The sequence below is a fragment of the Alkalihalobacillus trypoxylicola genome (genome assembly GCF_001590785.1).
Classification (GTDB): Bacteria; Bacillota; Bacilli; order Bacillales; family Bacillaceae_D; genus Alkalihalobacillus; species Alkalihalobacillus trypoxylicola.
This window is the reverse complement of sequence record NZ_LTAO01000001.1, coordinates 1-12703: the sequence shown is the minus strand read 5'-3', so window position 1 is coordinate 12703 and position 12703 is coordinate 1. Positions and strand designations below refer to the sequence as shown.

General features: G+C 35.9%; 11 protein-coding genes. 9 read left to right on the top strand and 2 right to left on the bottom strand.

Going from position 1 to position 12703, the window contains the following annotated elements; all coding sequences use genetic code 11:
• Position 1: 1 nt before the first annotated feature.
• The 7 genes from cysI to AZF04_RS00025 all read left to right on the top strand — a co-directional run bounded on the left by cysI (position 2) and on the right by AZF04_RS00025 (position 8232).
• The gene (gene cysI / locus AZF04_RS00055) at positions 2-1720 is read left to right on the top strand and encodes an assimilatory sulfite reductase (NADPH) hemoprotein subunit (protein ID WP_061947000.1); all 1719 of its coding nucleotides are present in this window, start codon (positions 2-4) and stop codon (positions 1718-1720) included.
• Between the two features lie 174 nt (positions 1721-1894).
• Positions 1895-3715 (top strand): UbiD family decarboxylase, encoded by a 1821-nt coding sequence (locus AZF04_RS00050; protein WP_061946998.1) that lies wholly within the window; start codon positions 1895-1897, stop codon positions 3713-3715.
• Between the two features lie 182 nt (positions 3716-3897).
• Positions 3898-4875, top strand: a complete 978-nt coding sequence (locus AZF04_RS00045) for a sulfonate ABC transporter substrate-binding protein (protein ID WP_061946996.1) — start codon at positions 3898-3900, stop codon at positions 4873-4875.
• Positions 4876-5994 (top strand): FMNH2-dependent alkanesulfonate monooxygenase, encoded by a 1119-nt coding sequence (ssuD, locus tag AZF04_RS00040; protein ID WP_061946994.1) that lies wholly within the window; start codon positions 4876-4878, stop codon positions 5992-5994. It begins immediately after the preceding gene.
• Between the two features lie 34 nt (positions 5995-6028).
• Positions 6029-6799, top strand: a complete 771-nt coding sequence (gene ssuC / locus AZF04_RS00035) for an aliphatic sulfonate ABC transporter permease SsuC (RefSeq protein ID WP_061946992.1) — start codon at positions 6029-6031, stop codon at positions 6797-6799.
• Between the two features lie 14 nt (positions 6800-6813).
• Positions 6814-7572: an ATP-binding cassette domain-containing protein gene (locus AZF04_RS00030; RefSeq protein WP_235599886.1), complete on the top strand. Its 759-nt coding sequence runs from the start codon at positions 6814-6816 to the stop codon at positions 7570-7572.
• Between the two features lie 156 nt (positions 7573-7728).
• On the top strand, positions 7729-8232 hold the full coding sequence (locus tag AZF04_RS00025) for a flavin reductase family protein (protein ID WP_061946991.1): 504 nt from the start codon (positions 7729-7731) through the stop codon (positions 8230-8232).
• Between the two features lie 179 nt (positions 8233-8411).
• On the opposite strand, the gene AZF04_RS00020 is transcribed toward AZF04_RS00025, so the two are convergent.
• Entirely contained in the window at positions 8412-9236 is an 825-nt protein-coding gene (locus AZF04_RS00020) for an aldo/keto reductase (RefSeq protein ID WP_061946989.1), read from the bottom strand.
• A 205-nt stretch (positions 9237-9441) separates the two neighbouring features.
• Between AZF04_RS00020 and AZF04_RS00015 the strand changes: the two genes are divergently transcribed.
• A complete protein-coding gene (locus tag AZF04_RS00015) occupies positions 9442-11319 on the top strand; it encodes a BCCT family transporter (RefSeq protein ID WP_061946987.1) in 1878 nt (625 codons plus the stop codon).
• 164 nt (positions 11320-11483) lie between these two features.
• Positions 11484-12104 carry an HAD family hydrolase gene (locus AZF04_RS00010; RefSeq protein ID WP_061946986.1) on the top strand — a complete coding sequence of 207 codons (621 nt, stop codon included), beginning with the start codon at positions 11484-11486 and terminating at the stop codon, positions 12102-12104.
• Here the strand turns inward: AZF04_RS00010 and AZF04_RS00005 are convergent, their stop codons facing one another.
• Positions 12105-12605 (bottom strand): GerAB/ArcD/ProY family transporter, encoded by a 501-nt coding sequence (locus tag AZF04_RS00005; RefSeq protein ID WP_268753412.1) that lies wholly within the window; start codon positions 12603-12605, stop codon positions 12105-12107.
• Positions 12606-12703 lie beyond the last annotated feature (98 nt).

Genomic DNA, 12703 nt, shown 5'->3' with positions numbered 1-12703 from the left:
TATGACGAAGCCTATCTTAACGGCTCCTGAAGGGCCGCCAAGTGATGTGGAACGAATTAAAAGAGAAAGTAATTATTTGAGGGGAACGCTTTCTGAATCGATGGTAGAACCAATCAGTTCCGGAATTTCAGATGATGATAATCGTTTAATGAAATTTCATGGTAGCTATCTACAGGATGACCGCGACTTAAGAATAGAAAGACAAAAACAAAAGTTAGAACCTGCCTTTCAATTTATGCTTAGAGTTCGGACACCAGGTGGGGTATCTACTCCAGAACAATGGCTGGTGATGGATGAACTTGCTCAAAAATATGGAAATCAAACTTTAAAGCTGACCACGCGACAAGCATTTCAAATGCATGGAATATTGAAATGGAATATGAAACAAACGATTCAAGATATCTATTCCTCCAAGCTAGATACAATTGCTGCCTGTGGTGATGTCAATCGAAATGTAATGTGTAATCCGAACCCAGATCAATCAGACATACATCAAGAGGTATTTGACTGGTCACAGCAGCTAAGTGATTATCTTTTACCGAAAACGAGAGCTTACTATGAGCTATGGTTTGATGAGGAAAAGGTGGTTAGTACCCCTGAACAAGATGAACTAGAACCGATGTATGGTGCATTATATTTACCACGGAAATTTAAAATCGGAATCGCGGTTCCTCCATCCAATGATATTGACGTTTTTTCACAGGACATTGGATTTATAGCGATTGTAGAAAATAAAAAATTAGTCGGATTTAATGTGGCAATAGGTGGAGGAATGGGCATGACTCATGGAGATGAAGCCACCTATCCTCAATTAGCTAAAGTGATTGGTTTTGTAAAGCCGAATCAAATTTTAGAGCTATCGGAAAAGTTAATTACCATACAAAGAGATTATGGCAATCGTTCTGAAAGGAAAAATGCTCGCTTCAAATATACGGTTGACCGTTTGGGATTAGAAGCAGTTGTTGAAGAGCTAGAACATCGATTAGGTTGGAAACTTGAGAAAGCTAGAGATTTTCAGTTTGATAGTAATGGTGACCGCTATGGATGGGTGAAAGGTTCTAAAGGGAAATGGCATTTCACATTATTTGTAGAAGGTGGACGTATTATTGACCAAGAAAACTACCCACTGATGACGGGATTACGAGAAATTGCTAAAGTTCATACGGGAGATTTTCGATTAACTGCCAACCAAAATTTAGTAATTGCCAATGTGACTAGTCATAAAAAGAAAAAAATAAATGAATTAATCGAAGCTTATCAATTAACAGATGGCAAGCATTATTCTGCTCTTAGAAGAAGCTCACTTGCTTGTGTGGCTCTTCCAACCTGTGGCTTAGCGATGGCTGAAGCTGAAAGATATCTACCTTCTTTAGTTACTCAAATTGAAGAGATTGTAGATAGTAATGGTTTAACGGATAAAGAAATTACGATACGAATGACAGGCTGTCCTAATAGCTGTGCGAGACCCACATTAGCAGAGATTGGCTTTATTGGTAAAGCACCAGGGAAATATAATATGTATCTAGGTGCAGCTTTTGATGGTAGCCGATTAAGTAAAATGTATCGAGAAAACATTGGAGAAGCTGAAATAATATCCATACTTAACGAGCTTTTACCTCAGTATGCAAAAGAGCGTGAAGAACAAGAACATTTCGGTGATTTCTTGATCAGAAAAAATATAATCAAAGCTACAACAGATGGGACTAATTTTCATCAATAAAAAAGCAGAGAGCTATTCTCTGTTTTTTTTTGTCAAAAATGTATTTTTAGCAAAAGATCAATGATAAGATAGCAAAATGTTGAAAGTCTATGAACAGATTAGTTAGAGCAAGACAACTTAATTTCTAGAAGCTATAATAAGAGAAAAGACATATTTTTATAGGGGTTTAGTTATATGTATAAAAACTTAGAAGAATGTATTCTAGATTTAGAAAAAGAGGGGCACCTTATTCGAATTAAAGAAGAGGTGGATCCCTATTTAGAGATGGCTGCATTGCAATTACGCGTATATGCAGAAAAAGGACCTGCTTTATATTTTGAAAAAGTAAAAGGATCAAAGTACCCAGCTGTTTCTAACTTATTTGGTACAGTGGAAAGAAGTAAATTTATCTTCCGAAAAACGATAGCCAAAACTCAAAGTGTGATCGGTGTTCGAAATAATCCAAGTGTAGTTTTAAAAAATCCATTCAAATATCTTGATTCTGGCTTTGCGGCTATAAATGCTTTACCACAAAAAAAGAAACAATTACCGAGCAGTTTTAAAGAAATTCAAATTACAGATCTTCCTCAAATTAAATCATGGCCAGATGACGGTGGGGCATTTATAACTTTACCTCAAGTTTATTCAGAGGACCCCGATAAACCCGGTATTATGAATTCAAATTTAGGTATGTACAGAGTTCAATTAGACGGGAATGATTACATAGAGAACGAAGAGGTAGGATTACACTATCAAATTCATCGAGGGATAGGAGTTCATCAGGCAAAGGCCGTTAAAAAAGGTGAAGCTCTAAAGGTAAGTATTTTTATTGGTGGTCATCCTGCTCATACTTTATCGGCTGTTATGCCTTTACCAGAGGGAATGAGTGAATTAACCTTTGCTGGATTATTAGCAGGTAGACGTTTTCGTTATAGCTATGAAGATGGGTTTTGTGTTAGTCATGACGCAGATTTCGTGATAACTGGAGAAATATATCCTGATGAAACAAAGCTAGAAGGTCCTTTTGGGGATCATTTAGGATACTACAGTCTTGCTCATGAATTTCCAGTGATGAAGGTCCATAAAGTCTATGCGAAGGACAATGCGATTTGGCCATTTACGGTAGTAGGCAGGCCTCCGCAAGAGGACACTTCATTTGGAGATTTAATTCATGAATTGACAGGTGGGGCGGTTCAAGCAGAAATACCTGGAGTAAAGGAAGTTCATGCAGTCGATGCAGCAGGAGTTCATCCACTTCTTTTAGCGATAGGCTATGAAAGGTACACTCCTTATCAAAAGTTAAAACAACCTCAAGAGATTTTAACGATCGCTAATCGAATACTAGGTACAAGTCATTTAAGTCTAGCCAAATATTTATTTATTGCAGCTGAAGAGGAAGTGATTTTGTCTACTCATAAGCAAGTAGAATTTTTTACGTACTTTTTAGAAAGAATTGACTTGCAACGAGATATCCATTTGCAAACTAATACGACGATCGATACATTAGATTATACCGGAACAGGGATGAATCAAGGAAGTAAGGTGGTCTTTGCGGCAGCAGGCGAGAAAAAAAGAGAGCTATGTCTACAATTACCTCCAGAATTTTTGCAAATAGAAGAAATTCAACGTGCACACTTTGTTTTACCTGGCATTATAGCTATAGAGATGAAATCATTCATGAATTATGATGATTCAATGAAAGAAATGAATCAGTTAGCTAGTAAGCTATCTAAGCTTCCTAATATGAGTTCATGCCCGTTACTTGTTGTATGCGATGATAGTTCATTTACAAGTGAAAGCATCAGTAATTTCCAATGGGTTACTTTTACTAGAAGCAACCCAGCAACAGATATGTACGGAGTCAATGAAACGTTTCAATTTAAGCATTGGGGATGTGACCAGCTAATCATAGATGCTAGAAGAAAACCACATCATGCACCACCACTAATAGCCGATCAAAAGGTTGTCGAATATATAGAACGCTTTTATGAAAATGAAAGCTTAAAAACCAATTAAATAGACCCAGTAATAAAAAAGAGTAATAAAGTCGCAGTTGACTAATCGGTTTAATTGGAATAAAATGACGATATCAAATCAGTTGAAAGCACATATGATTTATCAGGTGACTGATCGGACATCCGAAAGCACTTATTCTTTCGTAATTGAAGGAATAGTGCTTTCTTTTTATTTAGGGGAGGATGAGGAATTTGAAAACAGGCCGAAGATTTATATTATTTCCGACTATTGTTATTTGTTTAGTATGTTTAATGAGCTGCCAAAGCACTACTTCTGGTAATATAGACACCTTACAAATAGGGTATCAAAAATTTGGCACGTTGAACATTCTAAAAGCGGAAGAGACACTAGAAGAAAAACTGGAACCATTAGGAATTGAAGTGGAATGGAATGAGTTTCCAGCAGGACCTCAGCTTTTAGAAGCATTAAATGCAGGAAGTATTGATTTTGGCCATACAGGGGAAGCGCCACCTATCTTTTCTCAGGCTGCGGGTGCACCAATCATTTATATTGGCAATGGTCCTGGTTCACCTAAAGGAGAAGCATTAGTTGTTCAAAATCAATCATCGATAACATCTGTGAATGATTTAATAGGAAAAAAGGTAGCTTTAAATAGAGGTTCAAATGTTCATTATTTATTAGTGAAAGTATTGGAAGAAGCTGGTTTAACTTTAGAAGATATTGAGGTTACTTATTTACCTCCTGCTGATGCACGAATAGCATTTGACCGTGGCGATATAGATGCCTGGGTTATATGGGATCCCTTCCTTGCTGAAGCAGAAAAAGAGCTTGGAGCGAAAGTATTAAGAAATGGCGAGGGATTAGTTGCTAATCGGGAATTTATTTTAGCTGATAAGGAATTTGCGGAAAATCATGACGATATTGTTTCCATTATTTTAGAGGAACTAAAAGCGGTAGAACAATTCGCCCAAAATAACATCGAAGAAACGGCTTCCTTTTTATCTCCTGAGGTTGGTATTGAGAATGAAATTTTAGAGGAAGTTTTAAAAAGAAGAGGGTTTGGGATTGAGAGAATAACGGAGGAAGTAGCCAATGATCAACAAGAAATTGGCGATGTATTTTATGAACTAGAATTAATTCCGGAAAACGTGAACATACAAGACGCGTTAGTCGAAAAAAATGAAAGGGATGTGAGATAGTTGAAAATTCTATGGTTTCTACCAACACACGGTGATGGTCAGTATTTAGGCTCAAGTATAGGAGGAAGAGCTGTAACCTTTCCATACTTAAAACAAATAGCGCAGGCAGTGGACCAATTAGGCTATTATGGGGCACTACTTCCTACGGGTGCTAACTGTGAAGATGCGTGGATTACCGCTTCATCACTCATTTCATCAACTGAAAGAATGAAATTTTTAGTTGCATTACGACCGGGTCTGACCTCGCCGTCGGTTGCAGCAAGAATGTCTTCTACTTTAGACCGTCTTTCAAACGGTCGCCTCTTGATAAATGTTGTAACAGGAGGAGATCCAGTTGAATTAGGAGGAGATGGACTACATCTTTCTCATCAAGATAGATATCAATTAACTGATGAATTTTTACACATTTACCGAAAGTTATTGGAAGGTGAGGAAGTGACGTTCAAAAGTAATTTCTTTGATTTTAAAGAAAGTAAACTGACCTTTCCACCAACTCAAAAACCATACCCACCTATTTATATTGGAGGGTCTTCTGAAGCTGCTATAGATGTAACAGCTAAACATATTGATGTTTTTCTAACATGGGGAGAGCCTCCACAAAAAGTAGCAGAGAAAATAACTAAAGTAAAGGAAGCGGCTAAAAAGACTGGAAGAACCGTACGATTTGGGATTAGACTTCATGTAATTGTTCGTGAAACCGAAGAAGAAGCTTGGAAAGCGGCTGAAAACTTAATTAAACATATACGTGATGAAGATATCGAAGCGGCACAAAAAATCTTTTCACGATTTGATTCTGTTGGTCAGAAAAGAATGAGTGTACTCCATAACGGCTCTAAAAAGTCATTAGAAGTTAGTCCAAACCTTTGGGCAGGTGTTGGTTTAGTTCGAGGAGGCGCTGGAACAGCCTTAGTAGGAAGCCCTGAGGTAGTCGCTGAAAGAATCAAAGAATACGAGCAGTTAGGGATTGAATCATTTATTCTGTCAGGATATCCCCACTTAGAAGAGGCTTATCGTTTTGCAGAGCTTGTATTCCCTCTTTTAAATGTAAAAAATACTGAACATCCTAATCATTCTAAACACCAATGGGTAAGCCCTTTTGGAGGTATTGCTGCTAGGTAATCTTTATAGAACGTAAAAAAGGGGGAACAGAGTCATGCATCTTTCCACGATTTTAAAAAAAATAGTTCCGTGGATCATTCCATTATTTTTAATTCTCATTTGGCAACTTTTTTCATCGCTTCAATGGATTTCATCAAGAGTGTTACCTGCTCCTACTGAAATAATCATGGCAAGCTGGGAGCTCTTTTCATCAGGTGAGATCTTTACTCATATTTGGTCAAGTTCACAAAGAGCACTAATAGGGTTATTAATTGGAGGTGTCATAGGCTTTATTTTTGGTGTATTAAATGGAGTTTCAAAAATCTCTGAAACACTGTTTGACTCTTCTATACAAATGGTCAGAAATATCCCTCACTTAGCGTTAATTCCGCTAGTCATTATGTGGTTTGGAATTGGAGAAGAGGGAAAAATATTTCTTATTGCACTAGGTGTATTATTTCCTATCTATTTAAATACATTTCATGGTATTCGTTCAGTCGATCACGAATTAATCGAAATGGGCAAGAGCTATGGCTTATCCAAGTGGGAGCTTTTCACTCAAATTATTTTGCCTGGTGCGCTTCCATCTATCTTAGTAGGGATTCGTTATGGGCTTGGAATTATGTGGGTAACTCTTATTGTTGCTGAGACAATCTCTGCGAATAGTGGAATTGGTTACTTAGCAATGGATGCCAGGGAATTTATGCAGCTCGATGTTGTCGTCCTAAGTATTCTTCTATACGCATTATTAGGGAAATTCTCAGATTGGCTGGCGAAGATTTTAGAATATCGCTTTTTAAAATGGAATCCACACTATCAAAAATAAGGAGTGGTTTAAAATTGAGTCAAGTAGAAAAGGCCTTTTTACAATTACAATACGTCAAAAAGTCATTTGGTCAGCAAAACGTACTAGATGATATCAACCTATCGATTCATAAAGGGGAATTTGTTTCAATCGTTGGAAAAAGCGGATGCGGAAAATCAACTTTATTGCGATTAATTGCTGGATTAGATGTTGCTTCTTCAGGAGAGGTCATATTTAATAAAAAAAAGCTCGAAAATATTCATCCAGATATTCGAATTATGTTTCAGAATGGGAGGCTTCTACCTTGGAAAACCGTTTTAGAAAATGTAGGTTTAGGAATGAAAGAGTCGTCGAATGAAAAAGCTTTTAAAGCGTTAAGCCAGGTTCAATTAGAAAGTAGAGCCAATGACTGGCCATCCGTTTTATCAGGTGGTCAAAAACAAAGGGTTTCATTGGCAAGAGCACTGATTCAAGAGCCTTCTTTATTATTATTAGATGAACCTTTAGGAGCTTTAGATGCACTAACAAGATTAGAAATGCAGCAGCTAATTGAAAATCTTTGGATTGAAAAAGAAATAACGGCTCTATTAGTGACACACGATATTGAGGAGGCTGTAGCGTTATCGGACCGTGTTATTTTGATAGAAAATGGTAAAATCGTGTTGGACCAATCCATCCACTTATCCCGTCCTCGAAATAGAACAAGTCAAGCATTTACTGCTGTGCTAGATAAAATATTAAAAAGGGTAATGAACGAGAAAGAAGAAAAAATATCCAATATAAAAGAAGCTTGAGTAGAAATTATCACTCAAGCTCTTTTACTTTTACAAGCTTGTCATATGCAATTATGATCAAATTATGCTATATTAACAATGAGTTTATAAACTTTTTTGTATGGAAAGTATAGAGACTACATATAATAGGCTAAGTTGGGAAAGGGAGAGATAAATATGAATCAAAATCAACATGTGCAATTATTTAAAGATGTAATGGGTAATTACCCAACAGGAGTAACGGTTGTCACAACGGTAAATGAAGAACAAAAACCTTTAGGCTTAACGGTTAATTCTTTTGCTTCCGTATCCATTGATCCGTTGTTAATCCTTTGGTCCATTGATAAGCGAGTATCATCTTATGATGTATTTACCAATACTGATAAATTTGCTGTACATATACTAGCAAGTGATCAAGGTGAAATTTGTAATTTGTTTGCTTCACGAGTCGAAGACCGATTTGCCAATTGTGAATGGGAAATGTCTAAACATGACTTGCCTGTTATTGCGAAGGCATCTGCTGTTCTTCAATGTAAAACGTATAAAACCGTGGAAGCTGGAGATCATATGATTTTAATCGGTGAAGTCATTGATATTCAAGATGAGAAAAAAGAGCCTTTACTTTATCATAAACGCACTTTTGGACCAATTCCCAATGAATTTTATCAAGTGAAGTCATAAATCTCGTTGTAATAAAAGGAAAATGATTTATTCTCAGTTAATGATCGCTGAGACCATTCTATAAATTTTACAGACCCTCGTTCTAATAAAAGAAGGGGGGCTTTTTGTTGTTTCTGTAAATCTTTAAAAATAAAAAAGGCTGACGTAGAATCTACGTACAACCTTCATAAACAAAATATTTAGCAAACATGCATGTCTTTAGGATTACTTCCTTTTCTTTCATTTCGATTTAATTCACTCAATAAATTCATTTCTTCATCAGATAATGAAAAATCAAACACATCGAAATTTTCTTGAATACGCGATGGTGTGACTGATTTAGGAATCACTATTGTGTTATTTTGCAGATGCCATCTAATAATGACTTGAGCAGATGATTTATGATGCTTTTTAGCAATATTTTGGACAACATCTAATTGTAAAACCTCTCCACCTTGCTGGAGTGGGCTCCATGCTTCTACAAAGATATTATGCTCGGCACAAAACGACTTAAGTTCTGTTTGAGTTAGATAAGGATGACATTCCACTTGATTTAATACAGGGACAACCTCACACTCATCAAGCAGCCTTTGTAAATGCTCGATTTCAAAGTTACATACCCCAATTGCTTTTATTCTTCCATCATGATAGAGCTTCTCCAAAGCTTTATATGTATCTATATATTTATCAAATTTGGGAGCTGGCCAATGCACTAGGTATAAATCTACATATTCCAAACCCAATCTTTCAATGCTTTCCTCAAAAGCACGTAATGTATTTTCATATCCTTGGTCACTATTCCAAACCTTAGTTGTGATGAATAACTCTTCTCTAGGAACAGGGCTTTGTTTGATTGCTTCACCTACGCCTTTTTCATTTCGATAAATCATAGCCGTATCTATGGAGCGGTAACCAACTTCAATGGCTTCTAGAACAACTTTTGTCGCTAGTTCATTTTCTACTTGCCAAACGCCATAGCCTAATTGAGGCATTGTAACACCATTATTTAATGTGACGCTATTCATGTTTTATCACTCCTATTAAAGACTTTCTATTATTATCCCATATATATAGTGTATGTCAAAATGTTATTTGGAGAAATTTTCTAATGAAAAGATACGGCTGTTTTAAAGTTTAAGCTTTTTGATTAGAGGGTAAATGAGATCATCCCTTTGTTTACGTATAGGGAAGGTATTCATACATATAATATTCTTAGGAAAGGTGATGATTATGGGAAAGAAGAAAAGAGAACTTCATTTTCGTTCTCAATTTGTTCTCTACGCATCTGTTATTGGTGTTGTTCTATTTGTTTTATGGGGCATGATATCACCAACTCATTTAGGCAATACAGCTAATACGATGTTATCTTGGATTATTGAGCATTTTGGTTGGTTTTATATGCTAGTTGCGAGCTCCTTTGTTTTATTCGGTTTCATCGTTGCTTTATCTCCAGTAGGAAAATTAAGATTAGGAAAAGATGATGATAAACCGGAGCATTCGTTTATATCCTGGGTAGGAATGCTTTTTGCTGCTGGATTAGGTGTAGGCTTTGTTTTTTTTGGAGTAGCTGAACCGATTATTTATTATTTAGATACACCACCAGGAGTTACACCAGGTACTGTAGAAGCCGCAGAGATTGGTCTACAATATGGGGTTTTTCATTGGGGCTTTCATGCATGGGGTGCTTTTTCGGTCGTAGGATTAACGTTAGCTTATGTACAATATCGAAAAAATCGACCAGCATTAATCAGCTCTGCTTTTTATCCCTTAATCGGAAATCGAGTCAATGGCTGGCTAGGGAAAGGAATCGATTTATTAGCTGTTATTTCTACTTGTGCAGGGGTAGCAACCACCTTTGGACTAAGTGCTTTGCAAATATCTGGAGGAGTCTCTTTTTTAACTCCTTTATCTAACAATATAGTTTTACAATTATCGATTATCGCTATTATTACTGTTTTGTTTTTATTTTCAGCGGTAGTAGGAATTGAAAAAGGGATTAAAAGATTAACGAACATAAATTTAGTATTAGCAGGGTTATTGTTAATTTTCGTATTTTTTGCAGGGCCAACGATTACGCTTTTAGAAAGTATGGTTAGCACATTTGGTGGTTATCTAGCTAATATCATTGATATGTCTTTAACTATGACACCATTTTCAGAAAGTGAGTGGCTTGGTGCTAATACGATATTCTTTTGGGCGTGGCATATGTCATGGTCACCGTTTGTAGGGTTATTTATTGCAAGGATATCAAAAGGGAGAACCATTCGAGAATTTATGGCTGGTGTCCTTCTTGTACCGACTCTTCTTGCTGTCATTTGGTTCACTGTATTTGGAGGTACAGCTTTAGAGATTGAGATGTCAGGTATTTTTGGACTTGCTGAAGTTGCTACGAACGAAGTCGAATTAACTTTGTTTTATATGCTTGAATATTTACCTTTAACCGTTATTTCAAGTATTCTTGCTATCATTGTTGTTGCTATCTTCTTTGTAACGTCTGCTGATTCAGCAGCTTTTGTATTAGGATCGATGACTTCTGGCGGGAAATTAAACCCGAGCTTTTTACTAAAAATTATCTGGGGTGTATTAATAGCCGGAACTGCGTCTGTCTTATTAGTAAGTGATGATGGTGGGTTAGAAGCATTACAAACGGCAGCCATTTCAGCTGCGCTTCCATTTGCTTTTATATTAGTGATTATGGTCATTGCCGTCACGATTATGATGATAAGAGATTTCGATTTGTCCAAAAAAGTAACAAGAAAAAAACAACAAGAAGAGCTTAAGGCGATACTAAAAAAAGAAGCTTATAATGAACTTCGTGATGAACTAAGTGATGAATGGCGAGAAGAAATCAGAAAAGAATTGATGTCAATTGGACGAAGTAACGCTGAGATGATTCACTTTCAAACCTCTTCAAACAGTGAAATTGTTGGGAAGAACTTAGCGAGTGCAGGCTTTCCTCCTCATGTAAATGTAAGTGCTATAGAACGTAATGGAGAGATGATATCTCCATCAGGAAGTACCGAAATACTAGCTGGAGATTATTTATATGTGCTTGTTCAAATGGAACAAAAGGATAAGTTACTTGATATTTTAAAGAAAACAAAATAATTTATAACTAAAACACTTTAAAAAAATCGTCTTTTTTAGACGGTTTTTTTTTGCCGTGATATACTTACTGAAGAGAAAAGTTAATAATAATTTAGCTTTAGAGAGGAAGGAAACGCAATGAACAATATAATTTCACGTACCATAATAGTAGAGGAAATTTTAATATGAAAAACATAATCTTCGATTTGGATGGAACATTATGGGATTCAACTGAGACTATAGTCAAGGCCTGGAACGATGTTCTAGCAAAGTCTCCATGGAAGCATTCAAAACTAGATAAAAAAGCATTTCAACAAATAATGGGATTACCTTTTCACGAGATAGGAGAACATTTGTTACCAGAGCTGTCAAAGGAACAACGAAATAACATTCTAGTACAGTGTAATCAAAGAGAAAATGACTATTTAAAAGAGCATGGAGGCCAGCTATATGAAGGTGTTCAAGAAACGTTAAACACCTTGAAGAAAAATCACCGTCTATTCATTGTAAGCAATTGTCAAGATGGATATATCGAGGCGTTTTATCATTATCACAAGTTAGATCAGTATTTTGATGACTATGAAAATCCTGGAAGAACGGGATTATCGAAAGCTGAAAATATTCAACTAATCATGAAAAGAAACCAACTAGAAAATTCAATTTATGTAGGAGATACAGATGGCGATTTTCAAGCGGCTCAAATTGCCGGTATTCCTTTTATATATGCAAAATACGGATTTGGTAAAGTCGAAAATTCTCATCATTCTATTGAGCGTTTTCGAGACTTATTAACAATCGATTTCTAATTACTGATTTATCCCTTTTTTATTTTCTAAAGCTTTCTTTCTAAATAAACCTAAACAAATTAATAGAAGAGGGAATAATAGCCCGAAAAGAGAAGCATAAAACCGCCAAACTTCAAGATACTCAATTAAGCTTGTAACATCGTCCCAAATACTCATAGCTCCAAATAAAGAAATGAAACAAATAGGCAAAAGAAGAGATTGATTACTCGTAAGATTAAATACTCCCTTTAAGCCTTCTAATATAATATATAATAATAATGAAAGTCTAAAAAAAATAGTAATATACCAAAGTATCGCAATAATGACTTCAAACCTTTCAAAAAAGTCAGCGATTGTAATCGTTTGAACTACAAAGAAAGATGGATAGCGAATATCAGCGACAACACCTTGTGATAAAATGCCGATCGAGAGAAAGGTAACAAGAAAAAAAGCAAATCCACTAATCATAGTACTTTTAATTATCACTGCTTTCCATTTAGTACTTTTACTTAATTTATCAATTGAATGAATTTCATAATTTGAACCCTTAGTTTCGTAAGGCTTTCAAGACACGAAAAAAGGAGTACCTCCCCAAAAGTCGAATTAGTAAGTTACCACAC